Origin of the sequence: Vibrio sp. L85, assembly GCF_963871815.1 — a bacterium.
GTDB lineage: Bacteria > Pseudomonadota > Gammaproteobacteria > Enterobacterales > Vibrionaceae > Vibrio > Vibrio harveyi.
On the sequence record NZ_CAWMYL010000039.1, the window covers coordinates 1 to 23,709 of the forward strand.

The 23,709-nt window shown below is 44.4% G+C and carries 26 protein-coding genes; 21 read left to right on the top strand and 5 right to left on the bottom strand.

Annotated elements, in window-relative coordinates; all coding sequences use genetic code 11:
• Positions 1–351 precede the first annotated feature (351 nt).
• Entirely contained in the window at positions 352–1,845 is a 1,494-nt protein-coding gene (locus tag AACR11_RS06855; RefSeq protein WP_079324585.1) for a hypothetical protein, read from the top strand.
• Positions 1,846–2,219: 374 nt separating this feature from the next.
• Here AACR11_RS06855 and exsE2 read toward each other — a convergent pair whose 3' ends face one another.
• Both exsE2 and AACR11_RS06865 read right to left on the bottom strand, forming a co-directional pair.
• A complete protein-coding gene (exsE2, locus tag AACR11_RS06860; RefSeq protein ID WP_005450284.1) occupies positions 2,220–2,510 on the bottom strand; it encodes a T3SS regulon translocated regulator ExsE2 in 291 nt (96 codons plus the stop codon).
• Positions 2,511–2,517: 7 nt separating this feature from the next.
• Positions 2,518–2,964, bottom strand: coding sequence for a type III secretion system chaperone (locus AACR11_RS06865; protein ID WP_005450282.1), 447 nt, complete (start codon positions 2,962–2,964; stop codon positions 2,518–2,520).
• A gap of 373 nt (positions 2,965–3,337) precedes the next feature.
• Between AACR11_RS06865 and AACR11_RS06870 the strand changes: the two genes are divergently transcribed.
• The 20 genes from AACR11_RS06870 to AACR11_RS06965 all read left to right on the top strand — a co-directional run bounded on the left by AACR11_RS06870 (position 3,338) and on the right by AACR11_RS06965 (position 21,315).
• Complete coding sequence (locus tag AACR11_RS06870) at positions 3,338–3,745, top strand: YscW family type III secretion system pilotin (RefSeq protein WP_005450280.1); 408 nt, start codon at positions 3,338–3,340, stop codon at positions 3,743–3,745.
• Between the two features lie 583 nt (positions 3,746–4,328).
• Positions 4,329–5,189 carry a helix-turn-helix transcriptional regulator gene (locus AACR11_RS06875; RefSeq protein ID WP_029789044.1) on the top strand — a complete coding sequence of 287 codons (861 nt, stop codon included), beginning with the start codon at positions 4,329–4,331 and terminating at the stop codon, positions 5,187–5,189.
• Between the two features lie 143 nt (positions 5,190–5,332).
• Positions 5,333–6,313, top strand: a complete 981-nt coding sequence (locus tag AACR11_RS06880) for a T3SS regulon anti-activator ExsD domain-containing protein (RefSeq protein ID WP_079324587.1) — start codon at positions 5,333–5,335, stop codon at positions 6,311–6,313.
• A gap of 12 nt (positions 6,314–6,325) precedes the next feature.
• Complete coding sequence (locus AACR11_RS06885) at positions 6,326–6,754, top strand: YscB family type III secretion system chaperone (RefSeq protein WP_029789046.1); 429 nt, start codon at positions 6,326–6,328, stop codon at positions 6,752–6,754.
• A gap of 65 nt (positions 6,755–6,819) precedes the next feature.
• Complete coding sequence (gene sctC / locus AACR11_RS06890; protein ID WP_223295722.1) at positions 6,820–8,625, top strand: type III secretion system outer membrane ring subunit SctC; 1,806 nt, start codon at positions 6,820–6,822, stop codon at positions 8,623–8,625.
• 5 nt (positions 8,626–8,630) lie between these two features.
• Entirely contained in the window at positions 8,631–9,932 is a 1,302-nt protein-coding gene (gene sctD / locus AACR11_RS06895; RefSeq protein WP_005450275.1) for a type III secretion system inner membrane ring subunit SctD, read from the top strand.
• Positions 9,919–10,125 carry an EscE/YscE/SsaE family type III secretion system needle protein co-chaperone gene (locus tag AACR11_RS06900; protein WP_005450274.1) on the top strand — a complete coding sequence of 69 codons (207 nt, stop codon included), beginning with the start codon at positions 9,919–9,921 and terminating at the stop codon, positions 10,123–10,125. Before sctD ends, AACR11_RS06900 begins: the two co-directional genes overlap by 14 nt.
• A 15-nt stretch (positions 10,126–10,140) precedes the next feature.
• Positions 10,141–10,389, top strand: coding sequence for a type III secretion system needle filament subunit SctF (gene sctF / locus AACR11_RS06905; protein WP_009698265.1), 249 nt, complete (start codon positions 10,141–10,143; stop codon positions 10,387–10,389).
• A gap of 3 nt (positions 10,390–10,392) precedes the next feature.
• Entirely contained in the window at positions 10,393–10,749 is a 357-nt protein-coding gene (locus AACR11_RS06910) for a YscG family type III secretion system chaperone (protein ID WP_005441753.1), read from the top strand.
• Positions 10,749–11,381 carry a YopR family T3SS polymerization control protein gene (locus AACR11_RS06915; RefSeq protein ID WP_061065747.1) on the top strand — a complete coding sequence of 211 codons (633 nt, stop codon included), beginning with the start codon at positions 10,749–10,751 and terminating at the stop codon, positions 11,379–11,381. The genes AACR11_RS06910 and AACR11_RS06915 overlap by 1 nt, the downstream gene beginning before the upstream one ends.
• Positions 11,382–11,389: 8 nt before the next feature.
• Positions 11,390–11,734, top strand: a complete 345-nt coding sequence (gene sctI, locus AACR11_RS06920; protein WP_005450269.1) for a type III secretion system inner rod subunit SctI — start codon at positions 11,390–11,392, stop codon at positions 11,732–11,734.
• A 2-nt stretch (positions 11,735–11,736) separates the two neighbouring features.
• The gene (sctJ, locus tag AACR11_RS06925) at positions 11,737–12,480 is read left to right on the top strand and encodes a type III secretion system inner membrane ring lipoprotein SctJ (protein ID WP_005441767.1); all 744 of its coding nucleotides are present in this window, start codon (positions 11,737–11,739) and stop codon (positions 12,478–12,480) included.
• On the top strand, positions 12,473–13,138 hold the full coding sequence (gene vscK, locus AACR11_RS06930; protein WP_029789048.1) for a SctK family type III secretion system sorting platform protein VscK: 666 nt from the start codon (positions 12,473–12,475) through the stop codon (positions 13,136–13,138). Before sctJ ends, vscK begins: the two co-directional genes overlap by 8 nt.
• Positions 13,117–13,752, top strand: coding sequence for an HrpE/YscL family type III secretion apparatus protein (locus AACR11_RS06935; RefSeq protein WP_017819085.1), 636 nt, complete (start codon positions 13,117–13,119; stop codon positions 13,750–13,752). Before vscK ends, AACR11_RS06935 begins: the two co-directional genes overlap by 22 nt.
• A gap of 224 nt (positions 13,753–13,976) precedes the next feature.
• A complete protein-coding gene (locus tag AACR11_RS06940; protein ID WP_029789050.1) occupies positions 13,977–14,372 on the top strand; it encodes a hypothetical protein in 396 nt (131 codons plus the stop codon).
• A gap of 3 nt (positions 14,373–14,375) precedes the next feature.
• Positions 14,376–17,267 carry an ADP-ribosyltransferase gene (locus AACR11_RS06945; RefSeq protein WP_029789051.1) on the top strand — a complete coding sequence of 964 codons (2,892 nt, stop codon included), beginning with the start codon at positions 14,376–14,378 and terminating at the stop codon, positions 17,265–17,267.
• Between the two features lie 448 nt (positions 17,268–17,715).
• Positions 17,716–18,156, top strand: coding sequence for a type III secretion system chaperone (locus tag AACR11_RS06950; RefSeq protein ID WP_005450259.1), 441 nt, complete (start codon positions 17,716–17,718; stop codon positions 18,154–18,156).
• Positions 18,157–18,168: 12 nt separating this feature from the next.
• Entirely contained in the window at positions 18,169–19,146 is a 978-nt protein-coding gene (locus AACR11_RS06955; protein WP_009698260.1) for a hypothetical protein, read from the top strand.
• A 220-nt stretch (positions 19,147–19,366) separates the two neighbouring features.
• On the top strand, positions 19,367–19,825 hold the full coding sequence (locus tag AACR11_RS06960; protein ID WP_017188265.1) for a CesT family type III secretion system chaperone: 459 nt from the start codon (positions 19,367–19,369) through the stop codon (positions 19,823–19,825).
• Between the two features lie 11 nt (positions 19,826–19,836).
• Positions 19,837–21,315 carry a cation transporter gene (locus tag AACR11_RS06965; RefSeq protein ID WP_029789052.1) on the top strand — a complete coding sequence of 493 codons (1,479 nt, stop codon included), beginning with the start codon at positions 19,837–19,839 and terminating at the stop codon, positions 21,313–21,315.
• Positions 21,316–21,481: 166 nt separating this feature from the next.
• On the opposite strand, the gene sctU is transcribed toward AACR11_RS06965, so the two are convergent.
• The 3 genes from sctU to vscS form a co-directional block, all read right to left on the bottom strand.
• On the bottom strand, positions 21,482–22,534 hold the full coding sequence (gene sctU / locus AACR11_RS06970; protein WP_079324589.1) for a type III secretion system export apparatus subunit SctU: 1,053 nt from the start codon (positions 22,532–22,534) through the stop codon (positions 21,482–21,484).
• Between the two features lie 122 nt (positions 22,535–22,656).
• Entirely contained in the window at positions 22,657–23,439 is a 783-nt protein-coding gene (gene sctT, locus AACR11_RS06975; protein WP_005441782.1) for a type III secretion system export apparatus subunit SctT, read from the bottom strand.
• Positions 23,436–23,702, bottom strand: a complete 267-nt coding sequence (vscS, locus tag AACR11_RS06980; RefSeq protein WP_005441784.1) for a SctS family type III secretion system export apparatus subunit VscS — start codon at positions 23,700–23,702, stop codon at positions 23,436–23,438. The genes sctT and vscS overlap by 4 nt, the downstream gene beginning before the upstream one ends.
• Positions 23,703–23,709 lie beyond the last annotated feature (7 nt).

A 23,709-nucleotide genomic window follows, 5' to 3' on the forward strand; every position in this document is an offset into this window, starting at 1 on the left:
AGCATTTAGCTGGCTGTCAGATCTGGACAACGGCAGTGTCGATACGTCAATCCATATCATTTGGAAAGAACATATCATAGGTTCTCTCTTAGCTTAGCTTAACTTAGCTAAACCGCTGCATTTAGAATTAGTCAGGCAGTTTTGGGGTGTTTAAACGAATAAATTCAAAATGAGGCAGACTCGAAAGGTTATAGAGCAGTTATAAGTTCGTCTTTCGATCTTATATGCGACGGATGATCACACTAAGTAAGCACATTGTCTTTGACTTGATTTTAGTATGGTAATTAATATGAGATTGATTCCATATTTTATGTTTTTAACCATCACTATTTTTCCAATGTTGAGGTGTGCATGAGAAATCGTTCTATTTTTGGGTGGAAGCTAAGCGAGAGTAGAGTTGTTTCTGTTGTTGAGCTTGAAAGTGGCACTCAGGATGACGTTGTCTGCCCTTGCTGCGGAGACTTCATGGTTGCCGCACATAGTAATAAAGGCATAGCTAGCTACTTACGCCATCAAAGTAACGCAGAATGTCGCTATTCGTATGAAACCCAGTTGCATTTGAGTGCAAAGGAGTTCATTGAACGGGAGAAGCTCATTCCTCATCCATATTCCAGTGGCATTTTTGATTCTAGTGATTGTGAAATGGTAGGAGTGAAAAATGTCCGGCTAGAGGTCTATCGAGACGGTAGGATTCCAGATATCGTCTGCCAGATTGGCAGGGAAGAGTATTATGTGGAAGTTACTAATACTCATGAGACCCCACCAGATAAAATAGTGGACTTTCGAAAGCAGGGTAGGAGTGCCCTTGAGTTATTTCTTGTTGGATTGGACTCAGATTCGCTGCTGAACAGCTATGAAAATGTAAAAGTTCAGATAACAGCATTAAATCCGCTAAATCCATTCTGGGATTTTATTGAGCAGCAAGCTGCGATGAGTATCAGCAAAGAAAGAAGTATGTTGTTGAGAAAGATAGCAAGGCACCGCAAACAAGTTCAAAGAATCACTGATAACATTTCTGAGCGTGAGGAACAGGCTGAGGAAAGGGTAGCCCGAATCAAACAAAGAGTTGAAAAGTGGCAAGAAAAAGAGCGGGAGCAAAAAGAGCTCTATACGCAGATAAAGTCCCTCGCTAATGACCTTCAAGTAGCGGTATCGCGGCTTGAAGAAGAGAAGTCATCTTTAAATCAAGAATTAGAACAACTCAAGCAAACCATTTATCTTAACAAGTTAGAAGCGGGAAGAATCATTAACAATGCGAGAGTTGAAGCAGAACAACAACGTGAAAAGGTCAGAGTAGAAGTTAGAGATGATGTTCTAGTTGAGTTAGCGTCGGAAATAGAAGATGCAAGAAAGAATGCTCAAATGATTACCGAGAATGCTCTAAAGCAAGAGCTATCAGTGATTGAAAGCGCTCAAAGAACAGCGCAACAAATATTGGATGGAGCGCATTACAAAGTCACGAGTGAGCTTGAGGCTGCACTAGATAGAAAAGGTGTATCAAGTGAAGCGTTGACCGAGTTAGAAAACCGTGTCAAATGGTTAAGGCAAGAAACGGAGAGTCTAGAGGAAAAGAAAGCTGAGCTCGAGAGTGGTGTAAATTTAGATGAACTTTGGAGTAAGCAACAACACTTGCTAGGTGCGATTGGCAAGGAGACAAAGCGTTTGAATGAGCTTAAAGAAGTTGGTGATAAATATGTCAAGATCATTAATGATATTGCCTTAGATTTTAAACAACTAGATACTGCGGAGTATGCCTCTCTTTTGCCTGAACGTATTCAAAAGAAAATAAAAACTCATCGAATGATCTTAGAGATGCAAAACTCAATAGAATACGAGCCGTTGTAACTAGCGGTATGTGCTTCGGAGTCTATGACTGTTACCAGCATTCGAGCAGAATCGAAATAATGATTAGTTCTGTTCCTACTCAGATCAGAGATAGGAGTCTTTTCTACTATACTTACTCTAGTGAGTTAAAACGGGACAAGGTAAAATTAGCTAGGGTGTATGCGTAATGAAATGCTTTTTTCTACCCAACTTGTAAGTTGAGCATAAATTCAAAGAGTTATATTTCTAGGTGTTAGGTCTCACTCACCGCCACATTCTTGAAAAAAGACGTCCTAGGGCGTCTTTTTTTGTATCTGCAGTTTAGAAACAACAAAAGCCCCGAGAGTTCGGGGCTTTTCGTTTTTGGCGAAGCGAGTGCTTGTTTAAAGTCGGTCTTATTGAGGTTGACTGAGCACTTGAACCTTTCTATTTAACAAAGCTTGTACCGCATTGGAATCTTTCTCGAAGCTTAAGATTGAGTTGCAAATATCGACGTTTGCAAGCATCGACAGAGACTCACTTAACTCTAGCTTGGAGTTAGCTCGGTTCACCTCTCGCTCTTTAGGGCTTATCTGCACAACGGTTCGACCTAGAAACGAGCCTTGCTTTACAGAGGCTGTTTGCTCGGTATGTTCTAACCGGTCGATAGACAAGTTCTTTGGTGTTGGTTGGATGTCATTGGACATAGGGTACCTAAACTCTTAAGTCCGAGCTCTGAAGCATAGATGGTGAAACTTCCATTGCGATATGGGCAGACAACAATGACTCCCAAGACTCGCTCTGTGTGAGCAGTTCAGCAAGTGCACTCTCAAACAACTCATAGTCGAGCTGCTCGGTCTGAAGCAACCTGTTTAAACAAAGCTTGTGCCTGTGATTATCTAGGCTAAAAAACAGTTGATGCTCAGACCAATGATAGTTGAATGCCAAAAAAGAACGATAAAGATCAGAATTAACAATTTGTAGGTCGACAATCTCTGCTTCTAGTTGAAGCGTTTCTGTATCTGGGTGGAAAATGAAATGCACTCTTAAGTTATCGTCAAAAGCTAAACCCAGTTCGTCTTCAGTCAAATGTAATTCAGGCAAACCTATTTGATGAGCAAACTTAAGCAAAACCTCATCTACGATTTGGCGCGCTGACATAGAAGCAGTCCTTTTTAGAATTTTATCATCGAAATTATGGAAAGTTAAAACTGATGTTTATCAATATTGGTTGGAATTTTTTATATAAGCGTTTTTTCTATGCGGATAATAAAAACTTATCAACTATGTTGCTTATGTCTCAAGTGTTGTACCACTTACCTTTGCAGAAAGTTTGAGCATTTATTTGGAAGCAGTATCAACTATAAAATAAAGGCAATAAAAATTCCTTATCAAATAATAATGAGTCTTACTTTTGAGAATCTATATTGTCCGAATGGTGTATAAAATAATAGTTGATCTTTTATATATTTGTGTACCAAAATTGCGCCTGCTCATTTTTATTTAAAACATATTCAGTCAAATAGAATCCATAATGAAATGTAATACGTATATTCCGATACTAAGTGCATTGCTTCTCAGCGCTTGTGCTACCACAAATACGGTATCAGATGGGTTTTCTAATCATATTCAAGGAACGCTATTTGGTTGGATAACGTTTGATGATTACGTCGCTCCAGTGAGTACTTCTGTAAACGTCGAAGTATGTCAGGTTTCAGATAATCAATGCTTTACAGTTGTACAGCAAGACTATCAAGGGGTTCAGTTACCTGTTCAGTACTCGGTTGTTATTGCTCCAATACAAGCTGGAAATGGCGAAATGAAAGTGCGCGCTATATTGCGTTCTCAAGGTGAAATTATCGCAAAAAAAGAAGAGCAGTATATTTTTACGCAAGGCAGTGTACATAAGGACTTAAAGCTAGAAGCTTATAAGAATTACTAAAAAAAGTAATCGTTTTCATTTGTCTTTATTATTTAAAAAATTAAGACAATTGAAAGTAATATCTCCAGACCTAGGTCTCTATTAATCAATCAACTTAGGTCATCGGGTCAGTTTGTCTTTATATGAATATCGGTTGCGCCCATCATAATTTTTATGGTTATATCCACCGCCTTGGATACGTTGGCTAGGTAGAATGGTTTAAAAATAAACAGCTCAAAGTTGTTAGAAATATCAATATAAATGAAGTGGACTTTAACATTAGTACTTTCATTTATTCTAATATAAAAAGAGTTTTTGCTGTTTTAGTATCACTAGTTATAAGTTGAACTTTAGCAAAAGCTTATTAATTCCCGAAAACAATACATAACAATATCGGGAAGGTTTCTTTGCCAAGATTATTTTGCTACCAAAGGTAGCGCTTGAGCTATTCGTTATTATTCGGGGGGTATGGGAGTGTTATGCGCTTCTATGCTCTTTTCTTTGCTTCTTTAATTGAAATTGTCCTGCGTTTGTCTTCGCACTGCGGGACTTTGACAGTTTCTCTGATGGGGATTAGAGAAATTAAAATTATGAAGGGTAGAAAATGGATGTGTTAGGCCAACTAAACACAGAAAGGGTCGACTCGCGCTTGCGAAAAATCCATAGTGCTTGCTGCTATGAAAAACACGATGAAGTATTTCATTCTAGTCAATCTCACATTGTTGTCGTTCACAATGGTCAACTGAGAGTCCAAACAGGGGATTGCACGCTAGACGTTGTTGCTGGTTGTGGAATTTATCTATCTCAAGGGGATTACTTACTAGAATACACACCGATAGATGGTCAATATACGGCTTCTGTTATCGAGTTTGACAATGAACTGGTGAGTCAACTATTGCAAAAGCATAGTGATCTTTTGATGTCGTTGCCAAAGGTTGAGAATGTTCAGTCTGGATTATTCCCTTTTACTCTCAACTTATTGATAGAACAGACACTATCAGGGATGAAGACGCTAGAAGAACAGTCTTTTCCTGATGCTATTATGCGCTTAAAGTATGAGGAAATGCTCATCTTATTGTTGCATGGGGACCAAGGTGAACACCTCTACGCGTTGTTATCACAACTGACAAACCGAACCTCAGATCGACTGCGTCGCTTTATGGAGCTTCATTACCTTAAAGAGTGGAAACTGACCGACTACGCCCAAGAATTTGGTGCGAGTTTGACTACGTTTAAAGAGCTCTTTAATGAATATTATGGTATTTCTCCTAGAGCGTGGATCAGTGAACGTCGTTTATTGCATGCTCACAAGCTATTGCTCACAAGCAAAATGAGCATCGTCGACGTTGCGATGGAAGCGGGGTTCTCAAGCCAATCTTACTTTACACAAAGTTATCGCCGCCGCTTCGGAACGACACCAAGTAAGGTTCGTTCTGGAGAGGAACAAGTAGCAATTGCTAAGTGAAATGTCTGACGACTAAAATTTTCTGACTAATTTTGAAAGGCATTAACTGACGTAAACTCTATTATGCTCAGCGTAACAACGAACAAAACTATTACCTCTACTTCCTTCTGGATTGTTCGAAGTAGATGCGGAGAAGAACACAAATGAAAAAGCAGCATTGGCGACGCCGTTCGCTTTTTCCTAACAACATTGTGACGCAAAGGAAGGTCACTGTATTACAGCGAGGCGCACGATACGAAGGTTTATCCCAATCATCGCAAGAGCCCAATGTTGTTAATGTCAATCACCGACAGCTACTCAGTGAAGGCGTTCTGAGTTACGACCAATTGTCTTTACTCCAGCGCTTGCTTGATCGCAATGTCGTCGATTGTTTATGTGCTAGTCAGCTGATTAAGACATATCAAAAGCTTGGGACGTATCTAGATCGATTTGCTATGCGCCTCTTTTTAGAGGTGGGTGGGCAACTCAGTGACAATCGTGCGTTGAGCACTTTTGAACAAAGACTGGATTACATTAATCACCGATTAGGTTACCGCTTCAATCTAGCGTCACCTAAAACGCTGATCCTTTCGATGTACTTGACTCTAAATGAGTGGGTTAATCAGCAGACGGATCAGACGGTGTTGCATGATTCCATCAAGCTTGAACAGTTAATCAATCAACTGAGTATTCAGAAAGAGTATTGGTTGAGATTGTCTGGAGAAGAGAGCAGTGCGATTTTTGCAGAGCAACAACTGGAACTGATTAAGAGCCAGCAGAGTGAATTGCATGAGCAGCTAAGTGTTCTCAATGAGCAGCAAAACCAAGTGGTTGAATCTCATCGAGCATTGGTTGAAGAGTGGAAACCAACTCTAGAAAAACTCAAGGGCTTATCTGAGTACAGCAGAACGTCGGATAAGTTTATCTCTGAATGGAAAATATGGTGTAGCGAAGCGCGAGTACAAGCGCCTGAGCTAAACGATGTTTGGGATGCGTGTGATCTTGTATACAGCGACCTAAATGCCGTCGCGAAAATTTGGCAATGGTTTCAAGACATGCAAACCGTTGGCAGCGTAGATCATTACTACTTTGACATTCAGAGCAACCAGTGCGGTCAAGCTTGTAACCATCTCAGCCAGATTTAAATAGGGCTAAATATGTTAGATCAAATGATGAAATCTCTAGCGGCAACGCTAGGGGTTGGGGATTTTATTGCCTCAAATAATGGTTCCTATGACATCGAAGTCGACCAGATGCTGCTTAACATTCGGCAGCAATCATCATGGGTCTTGTGGGAAACCGTTCTCCCATTTCAGTTTGAACAGCACCTTGATTATCAAAAAGAACAGGCGCTAAAGCACTGTATGCAGCTCTCTTTGAAAACGTTGCGAGATACGCGCAGCACGTTAACGGTGAACGACAAAGCGCAGTTGATTGTGCAAGGCAAAATGAATATGGAAAGCGCAACGACAGAAGCGCTTTGTTCGCAACTTTCTCAACACGTGAATTTGGTGGAGCAGTTCAGCGATTTGCTCGAGCACCAGCGTGTTAATCATACCGTTAGCCACAGTGTTTGGATTCCATAATGCTTGCAGTTTTAAAGACACAAATGCGCAGACTCGTGTTATCAGCGGTGTGTGCTTCAAGCTTGATGATGGCACTTCCTTCTCATGCTTCTGAGCTTAATTGGTCTGATCAACCGTTTCGTTACTACGCGGACAATGATTCGCTAAAAGAATTACTGAACAACTTTGGCGCAAACTACCGCGTTTCTGTATCGGTGAGCGATAAAGTAAATGACCGTGTCAGTGGTCGATTTACACCAGAAGACCCAGCCGAGTTTCTCGACTATTTGGCGCAAGTTTACAACTTGATGTGGTACTTCGATGGCGCGGTACTTCATGTATACAAAGCGACGGAAACTCGTTCGCGATTGCTACAGCTAGAACTGCTAACGGCTCGTGAACTGCGTAGCACGCTGATTTCAACCGGGATCTGGGACTCTCGTTACGGTTGGCGCGCAGCAGAAAATAAAGGTCTGGTTTACTTGGCTGGTCCTCCGAGGTACGTCGATCTGGTTGTGCAAACGGCAGAAGCGCTGGAAAGCCGACTGGTACAAAAATCCAACTCTACGGATGAATTGTTTGTTGACATTATTCCGTTGAAGTACGCCTCTGCGACGGATAGAGAGATCACTTATCGTGACCAAGGGGTGACGGTGCCAGGTATTGCTTCGGTATTGAGCCGAGTTCTATCCGGTGTTCAAACTCAAGTTAAGGTGGCGAATGAGAGCGACGAAGCAGGAGCGAGTAAGTCTGCGACAGTGACTAAAAAAGCTTCTGTCCATAGCGGCGCATCGGTAGAAGCTGAGCCAGGGTTAAACGCGATCATTGTGCGCGATACGCAAGCTCGATTGCCGTTGTATCGTAAGTTGATTGCTCAGTTGGATCAGCCGCAGTCAAGAATCGAAGTGGCGCTTTCAATTGTTGATATCAGCGCGAACGATTTGAGTCAGCTTGGTGTTGACTGGCGAGCTGGTGTTGCGGTTGGTAACAACAGCATTCTGGATCTCAAAACAACGGGTGACGTCGGTGATGGCGATGTCGAGCTTGGCAGCGGACAAACCTTTAAGTCTTTGCTTGACGCAACGAACTTGAATTACCTATTGGCTCAAATCCGTTTGCTTGAATCTAGAGGCAGCGCGCAGGTGGTTTCAAGACCAACCTTGCTAACACAAGAAAACGTGGAAGCCGTACTCAATAACAGCAGCACCTTTTACGTCAAGTTGATCGGTAAAGAGACGGCAGCATTAGAGCAAGTGACGTACGGTACGTTATTGAAAATCGTGCCTCGTATCGTCGGCGATCGATTTGTGGAAAGACCAGAAATCAACCTGAGTCTGCACTTAGAAGATGGTGCGCAAATCTCTGATGGTGACATCGACGGTGTGCCTTCAATTCGCAAGACAGAAATCAGCACACTGGCGACAGTGAAACAGGGACAAAGCCTGCTCATCGGTGGTGTATACCGTGACGAAATCAGCAACAAGCTGCGAAAAGTCCCTTTGCTAGGAGACATTCCATACCTTGGTGCTTTGTTTAGAAGTACGGAAAACACCACAAGAAGAACGGTACGTATGTTCATTATCGAACCAAGAATTGTTGTGGATGGTATTGGCGACAACGTTCTCATCGGCAATGAATATGATTTAAGACCAAAGATTGGCACGTTAAACAACATTTCAAACAACAGTGCAGACCTTAAATCAGCGCTTGCTCTATACAGCTGTACGACTCAAGTGCAAGCCGAGCGTTACCAGCAAGATTTGTTGTCACAAGGAAAGTCATCGTTGCTAGCAGAATGCGAGCTTCCTACGGGACAAAAAGGATGGCGAGTACAAATTAAAGAGTGTAATGGCTCAGAGAATCATTGCGTTCGACCATTAGAGGAGCAGTAGCCTCAATGCAGCAATGGAAAATTCGTATCCTCTCCGGTGTCCATTCCGGAGTGGAAGTCACCTTACCCAATGATTCATTGGTATTAGGTAGTGATGATTTTACTGCAGATTTGGTGTTAACCGACTCTGGCATCAAAGCAAGTCACCTTGTTTTGGTTTGCGATGGCGAAACAGTTTTATTGCGCGATTGTGAAGAGGTCTCCATCAACAATGAGAGTGTCACCGTGGATGCTGGTGGCATTGAGCTGGCGCGAAACGCGCTGGTCTCTGTGGGTCGTTTAACCTTTGCAGTCGGTTATCTAGAAGACGATTTGGTTATCGATGTGGCAAGCGATGCATCAGACAAGCAAGCTGCCCCCGTCAGCCATAAACCATCGTCAGGTTGGAAGAGAACACTGCTCATTGGATTGATGTGTAGCTTGATTCCAAGCGTGATATTTGCAGGCGTTTGGTACAGTCAAATTCATGCCAGTGACAAAGACGCCATCACCGCAGCAGAACCGATTGTCTTGGTGCGCAACATTCTTAGCGAGCTCAAACTTGACGATGTTCGTGTTGAATGGAACGCAAGTGCTCGACAGGCGGTACTTGAAGGTTACGTCGAAGACAGAACACAGAAACTCCAACTACTTGGTCGGATTGATGCCTTGGGTATCAACTACAAAAGTGACCTGAGAACGATGGAAGAGATACGCCGTGGTGTGCGCTTTATCTTGCGCAACCTCGGTTATCACCAAGTCAAAGTCGAAAATGGTGATGAGACAGGCACGCTGCTGCTAACGGGCTATATCGATGACGCAAGTCGTTGGAGCCAAGTTGAGCAGATATTAGAACGCGATGTCCCTGGACTTGTTGCTTGGAAGGTCGAGCTACAAAGAGCGGGTGCGTACATGGATACGCTTAAAGAACTGTTAGAAAAAGCGGAGCTCTTGAAGAAAGTTCAGCTTGTGACTAGCGGTGACCGCATCGAAGTTCGTGGTGAGCTTGATGACATTGAGACCACTCGATTTTATGGCGTAACGAGAGATTTCCGTGAGCAGTATGGCGAGAAACCTTATTTGGTTTTGAAGTCCATTCCTAAGGTAAGCAAAGGAACCAACATCGATTTTCCGTTTCGTAGCGTGAACTTTGGTCGAGTCCCTTACGTCATCCTCACAGACAATGTTCGTTACATGGTAGGTGCCCGCACTCCTCAAGGATATCGCATTTCTAGCGTTACTCCTGCAGGGATTGAACTCGTAAAAGGCGGGCGAGTGATCACTATTGATCTAGGGTACGAAGGTGAAAATACCAATGACAAATCTTGAGCAGTTATTACAAGGCGATTCAGGACAGCAAGAAAAAGAGGCGATCATCCTCAAGTTCAAGCAAGCGCAGTCAGCAGTAAAGCGTCAGCTCGATCTTGGTTGTTCACCACAAGAATATCAATTGCTACTCAAACAGCATGAGGCGTATCAAGCAGCCTTAACTGTAATTGAAACTTTCAAAGACAATAAATAAAAAGAGGCGATACCTATGTCATTTTATGATTCGAGTAAAAGTGTTTATCTCGACGACGTTAAGGCGAAACTAGAAGCACAAGCTCAAAAAGCGAACGAAGACGTAAACACGGCAATCAAAAACCTAGAAACGAACGCAGACGATCCGTCGAAGCTTGCAGAGCTGCAGCACACAATCAACAAATGGTCTGTGGTTTACAACATCAACGCGACCACAACTCGTGCAATCAAAGACGTGATGCAGTCGATTCTGCAGAAGGTGTAAGTTATGGATAAAGACATGCGTTTGCTGCTGGCTGAAACAGCGTTGATGGCAACCGGTCTGCATCGTCATGAAGAGGCAAATACCATCGCGGAATGCCTTGAGTCACAAGGTGGTGCAGAAGAAGTCGTCGCTATGATTCGTTCAATGAGTTTGATGAATCGTGGCTTGTACGAAGACGCTCATCGTCTACTTGAACCGCTTTGTATGACGTACCCAGACTTAATCAGTCTGGCAGCGTTAGCAGCAGGAAAAGCTGGGCTATCAAGCAAAGCGGAGTCTTGGCTAGATATGGCATCAAAAGGCAGTGAAGAAAACCAAGCCTTTGCCATGAGTTTCTCTAAGGACATCAGGAACCTTTAATGAAGGTTGAAAACAACGCATTCAACTACACGCTCGGTCATGTGCAGCAACCTTCTAGAGTTGATGCACATGATGCGAACAAGATGAGCCGGTTAATGAGTGATAGCTCATCAGATAAGAGCACATCGTCGACGCAAAAGAGCGCGGACAGCGTCACACAAGCCGAAGCCAAAACAACGGCGATAAAGGAATGGTACGAGACGCTAAAACGTACTGGAAATTTCAGTGCTACTACGCTCAACAGTACGCTTGAAGGTGCGTTTTCCTCGCCTAGCGAGAAGAAAGAAGCGTTATGGTACGCCTTTAGTCAGGAGAGAAGTGCAAAGGGCACCGATAAAGCGTCACCAGAATTGTTGGCATCATTAGAGCAAGAGTTGTTGGGCAGTTTTTCGGGGCGCTTATTAGCGGAACCCCCTAAAGACCGCCAAGAGTTGAAAGCGTTGCTTTCTGAGCATTTCCCGCTTGGCGCGCAAAAAGAACAAGCGCTTTGGCACAGTTGGGCAGAGTTGAAAGACATCCCCGATCAAGCCCCAGTGTTGGACATGGTCCGAAAAGAGCTGAGCTTTGTTATACAAAAGAATGCCATGGTCAAGAACATGTTGACTTACAGCCACAAACTAGACCTCTCATAGGAACGGATATGATCAATACGCAGTACACAGAAGTAATGCAAACCAACCTCGAGCAAGTGCAAGACGCACAAGCTGAAGAGGGGCTTAGTGAGCGTTTCGAGCAAGCGATGCTAGCACCGGAGGGAAACCACGGTTTAGAAGGTGGCTTGTTAGAAAACATTAGCGAACTGAAAAATACCATCGACAATGCAAAAACCAGTTTAACCGACAGCATGAAAATGGTCGGTGACGATCCCGCTCAACTTTTGCAGATGCAGTGGGCGTTGACTCGAATTACCTTTCAAGAAGAGCTGATTGCTAAGACGGTAGGTAAAACGACACAGAACGTAGAAACACTGTTGAAGGCCCAATAGTCATGATGAAGACAATGCGTGCCGCGTGCATGTTACTCGTTTTATTTTTAGTCGGTTGTCAGACGGAGCTATACACTGGAGTAAGCCAGAAAGAAGGCAATGAAATGCTGTCTATTCTGCTTTCTGAGGGCGTAGTGGCAACGAAAGAGCCAGATAAAGACAACACCGTTAAATTGATGGTCGATAACGCCCAGATTGCGTTTGCGGTTGATGCACTGAAACGTAAAGGTTATCCGAGAGAGCAATTTTCAACACTGAAAGAAGTGTTCCCGAAAGACGACCTGATCTCGTCTCCGCTTGCTGAAAGAGCGAGACTTATCTACGCGAAATCGCAAGAGCTGTCTTCAACCTTGTCACAAATTGATGGTGTGCTAGTGGCTCGCGTTCACGTTGTACTTGAAGATCAAAACCTTCGTCCAGGTGAGCGTCCGACGCCAGCATCGGCATCTGTGTTTATCAAACACGCAGCGGATGTCGCTCTGGATTCTTACGTCCCTCAAATCAAGCTGCTGGTGAACAACAGTATCGAAGGGCTGAATTACGATCGTATTAGCGTGGTTATGGTGCCATCTTCAGAAGTTCGAGTGACGGCTCAGGGCAACCAATTTGAAAGTATTTTGTCGATTCAAGTAACCAAAGACACGGCAAGCCATTTGATTGCAATCCTCGTATTCTTAGTGCTACTCGTCATTGGTTCTAACGCGGCGACGTTTGCATGGTGCCGCAGGAATGCAAAACGTGGTTAATTCTGATACGCCGGTTTCTCAGATTCAGCATCAGTTTAACTATTGTCCTTGCAGCTATATTGATGAGAGCTGGGTAAGCGAAAAACAGCCTTGGTTGTTACGACTCCAAGGCTGGAGGGAGCAAGCGACAATCAATCAGTGGTGCATTGAAGAGTGGCAGCTATCGTCGATTACTGACCATATCTTTAATCATCCATTTAACAGTTTGGCACTGTTGCCAGCCGAAGCGACCAACAGATTGTTGTTGATGATTGGCGGAGCAATGTATTGCGAATCGATGCGCCAAGTCGTATTGAAACAGCCTAAACAGTGTCTCAATCATGTTTTTGGTGTTGATGAAACCCGCTTTCTGATTCAGCAAGGACCAATGATGATTTCAAACTGGCCAAGCGGTTGGCAAAAATTGCTGCCGCCGACTTTAGATGAAGCCAGCTTTGAAAAGACTGCCCGTGAGCTCGGCTATCTATGGATAAGATTCCTATTGGCAAAATCGCCCTCTGAGCTCGTGCAAAGATGGCAGTTCAAACTCGAACGTTCACTCACTCAAACCACACTCAATGCAGATTGGTTGGATGAAACGCATCGAGATCTTGCTTATCGACTTATAAAGAAAATCGCAAAACAGGTAATTCCTCAATGGTTTCATTTGTTGAAATAAAAACCGACAACTTACAGTTGGCTCCGGGTCTAAAAATTCTCAAAGCAAAAGATTATGTGAGTTACTTAGATTCGCAACATTTGGTTGAAGCAGCACATTCCAAAGCCGAGAGCATTGTTGCTAAAGCCGACGAAGCCTATGAGTTAGAAAGACAACGTGGTTATCAAGATGGTATCGATCAAGCGAAGATCGAGAACGCGGAAACCATGATGGCGACGCTAGCAAGATGTAATGAATACTACTTGCAGGTCGAACAAAAAATGACAGGTGTAGTACTGGATGCAGTCAGAAAGATCATCAGCAGCTTTGATGATGTGGATACAACTGCAAGTGTCGTAAGAGAAGCACTTCAACTGGTTAGCAACCAAAAACAAGTCATCTTGCATGTGCACCCAGAGCAAGTGACTGAGGTTCGAGAAAAGGTTTCTTCAATACTCAGTGACTTCCCTGAAGTTGGTTATGTTGAAGTGATTGCCGATGCGCGACTCAAAAATGGCGGATGTATCTTAGAAACGGAAGTCGGCATCATTGATGCCAGTATCGACGGACAGTTGCAAGCGCTCAAACAAGCGATTACCAAGCAGTTCAGCGAGCGCCAACAGGTACTCTCATAACGCCTATCTTTGAAACTTGAAAGCTCAGCGATGCTGGGCTTTTTTGTTTTCAGTGGCTGGCTATTTCTAGATTCAGCATCAACTTTCTCTCACTAGCATGCAAATGAAAGCAGCGAGCGCTAACTGATAAAAGCCGCCCTAAAAACTTCTGACCAAAAGTGATATATGGCGAATGCCCTTGCGCTTATCGTTTTGATTATTCAATACGAAAAGGGGTCCTCGCAATGAACAAAGAAGAAATCATAAACAACTGGCTATCCGACTTATCTGGTGGGCAATGGCAGCTTTTGAATGGTCAATGTAACTTGGTTGGCGAAGACGGTATGCATTACGCCACGATTTTCAATTATGAAAATCGCATGGTGGTCATGTTCCCTTTGTCACCAGCCAAACAGCCAGAAGGGGGCATATCGCCTTCCAAACTGCTGGCGCTTAATTCTCACCCTGATGTCGTCGGCATTGCGTCGTTCTCGTTAGCGGCAGACAACGCTACTGTTGTACTCAATTTTGCTCTGCCGGATGACTCCGTGGTGAATAGCGACCTCAATGTCTTTTGGCAAAATGCGCTCAGTTTACGCAGTGCCTTGTTTGATGCGATCACTGAATCCACTGCGGGGTGAGCGATGCAAACGACGATTCGCACAGACGGGGCGACAAGCACCGCGGCTTTACTGTCCTCGCAACAGACACCAAGAGCGGTTAATACCTCTTTAAGTCAGACCCCATCGGTCTCCGTTTCCCTAGTTGGTAATCAGCCGCCGCTGAACACGCAACCTGTCTCAATGCCGCCATTGCGTCAGGCTGTGGAGGAGTTTAACCATGCCATCATGCGTGCTGCACAGTATGAAGGCAGCATTGAAAATTTGGTCCGAGATAAGGTGAATGCGCAGTTTCCAACAACCTCTGACGCGGTGAAAAACCAGATAGTTGCTCAGTCGGTGGAGAAGATTGCAGAAGCCAATCAAGCATTTGAGTTTAACCATTTGGGCAATGACCTGCTGCAGAACCCTGCAGTTGAGTACATGTCTCAATCGTTTTTGCGTCGAATCCTAGAAAATGTAGCGATCGCTCAAGCGAAAGATCCTTCAGTGCCAGTAGCAAAGACAAATGAAGACGCAGGTATCGGTTTTCTGGACGGCTGGAGTGACGACGACGCTAAGTGGGCAGAGCAGCTCAACAGCGTACTCAATGACCCTAAAGCCAATGCTCGGGTACTGACTACATTAGCTTATAGTCATTTGAGGGTATTTCGTGATCCTTCGCGACTTAAGATGATGGGCGATGCCGTGAATCAGCCATTGCTGAATGCTAAAGAAGCGAATCAAAGGCTGAACATTTTCCACTCACACGGTGCAGGGGCAAAACCTGAGATCTCGACTCCGACCACAACCCAGCCCCACGGTTGGGCATGGCTTAAGTATGCCGATTGGAATACAAGTGAAGCGCTTGGCAACAAAACCGGCAATGACTTTATCGGCAGTCGTCAAAACGGCGACCCTCATAAAGGGACCGGATTCAAGTTTCAAGGAATGCAGGAGGCCATGAAGCCTGCGGCTTATCACAACGACGCCGTTGCTTTAAAAGAGCGTTCAGAGCATGAGTCCGGCTATGGTGGTTTCGTTATCAATGATAAAACCTTAACCACGATTGGTCAGGATGAGCCAACTTCAGTCAACTGGCGCCAACAGAACATGGATAAGAAATTACCTATGTTTGCTGGACCATCTAGTACCACCTCTTTTATGTACGAAGTGGCACGCCTTCTCAAAATGCCCGCTTCTGAAGCGCAAGCATTTCGAGCCTTGCTATTGGGGTGGATGATTCAGCCACGTGATCACAGTTTTACAGAGATCATGGGAGCACTGGATGCTTATGCGATGGAGCACAACGACCACGGCGCTGCGACGGTAGACAGTGATGGCATGATGGCGTGGCAAGCGCGCGAGACGGGCAATTGGCTTGGTGCTTACGAGGGTCTAGTGAGCCAAGACATCGACTTACCCGGAATGGAAGCCAAGACAATCACGCTAAATGGGCAAGAAATTCATTTACCTGCGATTGAACCGGTGAAAATGAGTGTTGAGGAGTTCGACCATTCTGTGACTCAAGGGAAAGGCTACCCATCACAATATGCTGGGAGTGAATATCTTGATGCACTGGCGCAGGCTGCTCAGAGTCATCAAGAGGCGGACGATACCTTTGGTCTGGCTTCTGAGAAAATTCTCTACGCTGCGCAAAATATGAACGACTTGAAGTTATACAATACCGAGCAGAGAACCATGCCGGAATTGCCTGAGCGAACACCGTCAGGACAGCCATTCATTGACGGTGTTAAAGCGGAAGCGTTAGGCAATTGGTTAGAGCGTCAGTCTCCTGAGCAATACCAACAGCTTCTCAGCAATGCTGCGTCTTTGCTGGCGGAATCTTCACAGGAAGGATCGCTGAGTAATGTTTTTCGTTACGGCGACCGTAATGATGTGTGGGATACTTTTCGTACGGTAGATAAGTCAAACATGCTTGATGCTCAGTTGGTGCTAAAAAACAAACCTGATCACCAAGATGCGTTGGCCTTTTTGCAAGATGTCGTGAGTAGCAAAGCTACGCCAGCTGAACGCCAACAAGCGGTATTAGAAGCCATTGGTGATGATGCGAATAACCAAGCGACGTTGATTAACGTGATGCTGCTGGCGACGACTCGATTCTACACAGGGAATGGCGCGAATATTATCAACCCAGGCTACGGCGACTTTGCTCCGCCAAAGAACGAGAGTGAAATGGAGATTCGTCTTCAATCGTTCCTAAAACGTAACCAATACACCAGTTCTGCTGAGCGAGCGCAGGCGAAGAAAGAGTATCGCCAGACCGTGGATATGTTGCAGGCTGCGCTAGACTCTCCAATGTTTGAGCGATACTCCGGTAAAGTCTGGCATGGCTGTCACACTAGTGTCGCCGATGCGGCGTTAGAGAAAGGAACCGGTTTTCAGTTTCCTGGATTCATGAGTACAACGCGTGCTCCAGACGTGGCACAAAGTTACATGGCGAAAGGTGCACTTTTAGTCATCAACCCTACGCCAGACATCGGGATGAATATTGAACCTATCAGCAAAGCTGAAGGTGAGAGAGAAATCTTGGTTCCTGCGGGGACGTCTTTTACTGTTGAACAAAGCTACACCTTACATCTCGAGAAAGGTTACCCGTCTTCAGCCAATACTATGATGAAAAAGCGAATCCACGATGCAGAAGTTGCGATGGGTCGCCGCCAACCTCATGTGACCATACGTGTGACGACGCCAGAGATGGAAAAAGCGGGTTTGAGTGGTAAAAGCGATCCAAAAGGAGAGGCGGAGCTTGCTGACTTGATTGATCATATCAAGAAAAATAGCTCGAACATGGAAGAGCAAACCAAAGTTGTGGTTTTGAGCCGAGAATCCAGTGCACCAAACGTCAGTGTGGCGAATGCGGATAAACTGGCAACAGAAGCCTTTAAACCGATGTACTCTGGCGGCTTTGTTTAGCTAAGTCCTCATCTAATTAACGAAATCCATTCAACTTGAAGTATCTCAGTAGCTGTAACTTGCTTGAGATTGAAAGAGTAAAGATGTGTACACCGTGGTGAGATTCTTTGATTCTCACCATATACCTTTCTATAAACGGCTTAAAACGAAAAAAAGCCGACCATATCTGGCATATTCTGTCGCTGTTATTGAGCACAATACTCCCATCAACTGACAATCTGTTCATCTTTAAAGGCTTTACTCACTATTTAACTATTGCCTCATAAGAGCGGAACGTTTGCTCAAGAATACTTAATTTGGTTTTTGCAGTAATGGTTAGTTTAATAAAGTTAACCATAGTAATAAAAATAAAACAAAAATGATGTGATAGATGTATTTTAAATTCGATATTTTATATCTGGTTGTTAAATTAATACATCAATATTAAATATCAGGATAGTAGTTGAGTATGGATAAGGTGAATACCTTACTAATTGAACTTGGTAACACGCTCGATATTGATCGAGTGACGGCATATGATAATCAAATGTGGGCTGTATATATGTCTGCAGGCAAAGAAGTTGAAGTTCAAAGCTTGGATGAGAGAGAAGAACTGTTATTTTCAATCAAGGTTTGCCAAGGTGAAGAAGCATTTGAGCTTAAAAAACTGCAGACACTTTTAGAATATAACTTCTTATACCGCGAATCAGGTGGCGTGCAGTTCTGCATAAACCCAGAAAACCAAGAAGTACACATGCAAGTAAGCATGCCAATGACGTCAGAAGTGAGTCGAGTTTCGACCATGATTACTCAGCTTATGGAGCTTTGCCAGTTGTGGAATCAATATCTAACGACTCAGCATCAGTCGGCTGAACAACACGAAAAGCTGCACTCTTTCATCTCTGTTTAAAAGGTTATGGTCATGGTAAATATCAATACATCACATATGCACTCGCTCAGCGAGCTGACTGCACACCTATCTACGCAAAACCAATCAGACGACAAAGAAGTCCGAGCTCATGGTGGCAAAGATATCTTTGTTAAAGAAGGTGCGCCGAAAAACACAAGTGTAAGCGCTCGTATCAATCACCAAAACAAAGCGAAAGCGATTGTAGTGGGTTTATTGGTTAAGCAAGGTCTGCCGAAAGACGTCGCAAAAGCCATGATGCAAAACGTACTTAATGGTGAGAATAAGCTGACTCTTGGAAACCTTAAAGATTTAGAGCGACTATCGACAGGACCACGAGAGAACTGGCCGAGTGTTTCAAGCACTTCAAAGCCATCCAGTACGGGTAAAACTGACCCTGCAGATGCCCTGATCAGAAAGCATCAAGGCGCACTGCAAAAGCTGGGTGATTTTGCCTGTACTGACCTTAATACGTTCGGTGACAAGCGATCTGAGTTCTATCAATCGAAAGCGAAACCAAGATTAGAGGGGTTCTACGCCAACCCAGCGAGAGTTCAACAAGATAAAAAAGCAACCATGTCGGCAAACATGGTTCAAGTCGCAGCGCAAAGAGGCAATAGCCCTCAAATGGGCACACTGCAAAACATCGCGAAATCTGTTCAAGATGCTAAAGCCGGTTGCTGTACGACGTTTGCCTTTGCCGCCGCCTCTGAAATGATTCAAGGAATGCAAGGTGAAATGGATCAAAACACCAAGGTTGAAGTAGTGGCATTCAAGAAAGGACACTCAGGAACGCACTTGTATGTTCTGGTTGGTCGACAAGATGGTAGTGATATCAAAGACCCAAGTACATGGAATAAAGATGTGAAGATTGTAGACCCTTGGGCAGCATCAGCTTTTGGCGCAAGAATGTTTGGTGATATTGCTCATCCACCTGTTTCTAATATGTTCCCACCGTCTGAAGTTATTTTTGATAGCCATAAGCTAAATTAAAGATTTCATAATCGGTTGTTAATATTTAATCTCTTAAAAGAGCAGCATTTCGCTGCTCTTTTTTCATTTATTAAACTCAAAATTACTCATTGTTTATTTCTCATTTTTTGTGGCGCAAATCACGACAGTATCGTGAAACTAACAAAATAAAAGCCATTTTCGACATCGTAATTATGCCATTCGTTGTTTACTAGCAATAGTGAAACAGAAGGAATAAACGATGAATACATTACAAGTTCTATTGAAAGAGTTTTGCGAAATAAACGAGCTACCACCACTTTCTTTTTCTGAAGAAAATCGTTGCCAGTTATTGGTTGATGATCGTTACGTTATTTACTTTAGTGCAACAGAACAAAACGATCTTATTTTATCGGTGGCTTTTGGTGGGCTCGAAAAAAGCGGTGAACTGAGACTGAAAGGTCTCGAACTTCTCGCCCATGCTAATTATTTCGGTATTGCGGATGGGAGCTTAACGCTTTCACTTGCACCCAATGGTCGACAGTTGGTTCTTGCAGGGCGAAAGCCAATTGAGCATTTAAACGCAGCGAGCCTATCAACTTGGTTCCATGCCCTCAATGAGCAAACGCAACTCTGGCAGGCTCGATTTGCGATGCTAGACCAAGACCCAACCCAATTTATCAATCAAGAACAATCTCACGTTCAGACGCTTCGAGTTTAAGGAGTTCTCCCATGGTAAGTCCAACCAGCAAAATCAGTCAAAGCCCCGTTCCGAGCTTGGATCAATTCCGTTCTGTCGCGGCACAAAAAGATGATCGCGTTATCAGTAAGCGCGGTGAAGTCAAAGAGCCATCGACCTTCCATAAAGGGCAAAAATTCGCAGCGGTGAGTGAAAACGTGCTGCGCTCGAAATATCAAAAGTACTTCCAAGAAAACATTAAGACTCACTTAGATTTAAAACAGGCGCTGTTAAAAGAAGAAAAACCAGAAACGGCATTATTGGCGTTCTCTCTTGTTAGCCCATCAGGTTATCGCGGCGAGCCTTTGACTGAGCGTAAGATCCTTGAAGTCGTCAGCCTATTGGAAGAAGTAAAGGTTGACGGAAGCGCTTATGAAAATCTAAAAGGCACGTTCGATTCGATCAGCAAAGACCCACGTTTACAAGTCAGCATCGAAAACCAATACCCAGGAAAGATGGATGGCTTTGGTGCTGAGTTACTTGAGATGGCGAAAGAGAAGATTAAAGGGACTGGTGTCAACGCAGCGATTAACTTGGCGCTACCGGGTGTTGGCTTGTTGGTTGCCACTGGGCGTGAATTGCATAAAGCCGCCGTCAATGGCGATGCAGAGGCATACCACCACCAATTGGATCAAATTGCCCAGTTACCCGGTCGCGACCAAAGGTTGGCACTGCCAATGCAGCAAGCACTTGCACACGGGCACGCCACTCTGTCGGCAGAAGGCGCGATTGGTGCCACGTTAGGTATGGCAACAGGTGGTCTTGGAGCATTTGGTGTTACCTCCGTAGGTACCGCAGGTGTACTTCCTGTAGCAAAAGAAGCACTAGGCAGTGTGGCAGCATCGGGCTTAATCAGTGGCTCTGGTTTTGTTGCTGGTCAAGCTGGCTCTTACGGCTTGAACAACGAAGTTCAAGATCAACTTCGTCAAGAGCCGATGTCTGGCGTGTTACCACGTATTGAAGTGTCTAACAGCAAGGGTGACTTTACTTTCAGCATGCAAGATGCAGCATCAGTGCGCGCTTTAATGGCGTACTTAGGCCCAAAGGAAGACAAGTCTATGACATCGCCTCAAGCACCAAAAGAAGCGCAAGAAATGGAAGCTGCGCGTTTGACGCTCAAGAAGATGTTGGGCTCAGATGCTAGCGAGCATTTAGTACCAGATGTCGATCCTATGCTTAAACTGAGTGTGGAAGATGCTCCAAGTCAAACTGAATCGGTGGCGAATGGTGCGTTTAAGAAACTGCTCAATGAAGATTGGGACTGGTTGATGCCAGCCGTCCGAGCCATTGATCAAGGTAAGGCACAAGACATCAATAAGACTTTGACCTACAAACTGCCTCTTGATGCAGCGAACGGACGTGTGTACTTGGATAAAAGCCCGAACCTTGATGATGGGCAACTTTCGGCGCTGGAAAAGCTAGGTTCGCCAAGCCAACTACGTTTGATGTACTTAGCAGAAGGTTGGATTTAACTGATTTGGCTTTAAACCAAAGTCCGCAGTGAAATCCTAGCGAACAAGAAAACACAAAAGGGAGCAGATGCTCCCTTTTGTTTTTGATGAAAAACCGTCTAATGAAAAAACGTCAAAACAACCGTGGTCAAGGCTTGCTGTTGTAAAGACAAAACTTGCTTCTTGCTTATTGCTCTTCAGATTGCTCCAAAGACACAACCCAACGTAAGATCTCTGCGGTGGCTTCAATAAGATCGCCAGGTATGTATTGGTTTAGCTGGCCATCCGAATATAACGCACGTGCGAGTGGCACTTTCTGCATGACAGGAATCCCTTCTTCTTTGGCTATTGCAATCATGCGTTTCGCCATCGCATCGGTCTCTTTCAGGGTAATTACAGGTAGAGGTGTTTCGCCTTTCTTGTAGTACAAACCAATGGCAATGTGCGTTGGGTTTGTTACCAAAACATTCGAGCGTTTAACGTTATCTCTTTGGTTGGAGGCTTGTAGCTCTTGGTGCAACTGACGACGCTTACTTTTGATTTCTGGACTGCCTTCCATCTCTTTGTATTCGCGCTTCACTTCATCCTTGGTCATCTTCAATTGTTTGGTATGGTCAAACTTTTGGTAAGCAAAGTCGGCAGCAGCAATCACAATAAAACCAACTGCCGAAATGATCATTAATTGTTTGATTAGCACGCCAGTGATGGTCGGTACACACTCTAATCCACAGGTAGGAATCTGCAGTAAAGTGTTTAAGTTACCTTTTAACGTTACCCAAATAATGCATGAAAGCAGCGAAACTTTAAGGATCGACTTAATAAACTCAATAATGCTCTTTAACGAGAAAATTCGCTTGGCCCCTTCAACAGGGTTGATCTTCTTGATATCTGGTTTGACAGATTCGCCACTAAACAGAAAGCCGAACTGACCCATGTTCGCCATGATGGCAATGAGAGCGGCGACTAAGATGATCGGCGCGAGCAGATAAACCATTTCTTTGGCAATGGCGATTGCTACATCGAGAAGAGCATCTTGAAAGCCCTGATACGCCAGTTCACTTGGCAATAAAAGCAGGGCGGAGATATGCGACATATAGTAATCGGCAAACGCAAATAGCACGGTGATCAAAGCCAGAATCAACGCCGATGAAACGATTTCCTGACTTTTTGCAACTTGCCCTTTTTGACGGGCATCCCGGAGTTTTTTCGGAGTGGGGAGTTCTGTTTTTTCTCCGCTCATTACTGGGCCTGTTTATCTTTCATAGTTAAATTTAGTTCAATCTAAAAGCGTTTTAATCATCGGAGAGGAGGAAGCTAGTGAACAGTCACCTATTCGCCTCTCTCCACTGTGTTCTTATGCGATCACCAAATGGTATTGAGCTGCTCTCTGAACAGTACAATTTCAGAGAAAAGTGCTTGAAAGTGATTCATCATCAACGCCAAGTACACAATCAACAACACACTGGCGATGGCACTTTTGATTGGCATTGCCAAGAAGAAAACGTTCAGCTGTGGTGCAAAACGGCTGATCAATGCCAGACCAAATTCGGCAAGGAACATCGCCAATACTAAAGGCGCAGACATCAATACCCCAAGCCACATTAATTGTTCGAACTGGGCATAGAAAAAGTGTACCCACTCTTCCGTTACGGACGGGAAAAAGCTGATGACGGGCCATGAAGCGTAGCTGTTAAATAGCGCGTAAATAAAAGCGACAAAGCCACCGCCCGAGAAGAACAAGGTGATGAGAGTTTGAGTCAACAGTACTGCGGTTGGCGTCGATTGTGAGCCGAGGGTAGGGTTGAACATACTCGCCATTGCTGCGCCTCGTTGGTTATCCACGAGAAAGCCTGCCGCCTCGATTGCCCAAAAAGGGATCGCCGCAACAAAGCCAATCAGCAGACCTAACAGTACCTCTTTGCCCAAGATGATCATCAACCAGATCCCATCCGTTTCTGCGGGCAAATCCTGCTGGTTAATCATCGGAAAAATAAACAACGCAAGGGAGCACAAGACACCATTTCTCACCATGGTGCCGCCCAGAGTTTGCTTGTTTAAGATGGGCAGAAATATAAAGCAAGCCATTAACCTAGGAAGCGTTAAGCTGTATAGGAACAACGCTTGGTGCAAATCATCGTAACTCATCGTATTTGCGGGATTTTATCCAAAGCTAATGTTGCAAAGGCATGCAGTTCTGCGCCTAGCCACTGTGTGGTGACGAACAAGGTAATGATGACGGCGATCAGTTTAACGACAAAACCCAACGTCTGTTCCTGTACTTGAGTTAACGCCTGAATGAGCGAGACCAAAGTACCAACCAGCGCCGCAACGACAATCGGTGGCAACGACAAGAACAGAACAAGCGTCAAAGCTTGAGTGGTAAAGTGGATTATTTCAGCCGGATTCATGCTTCTC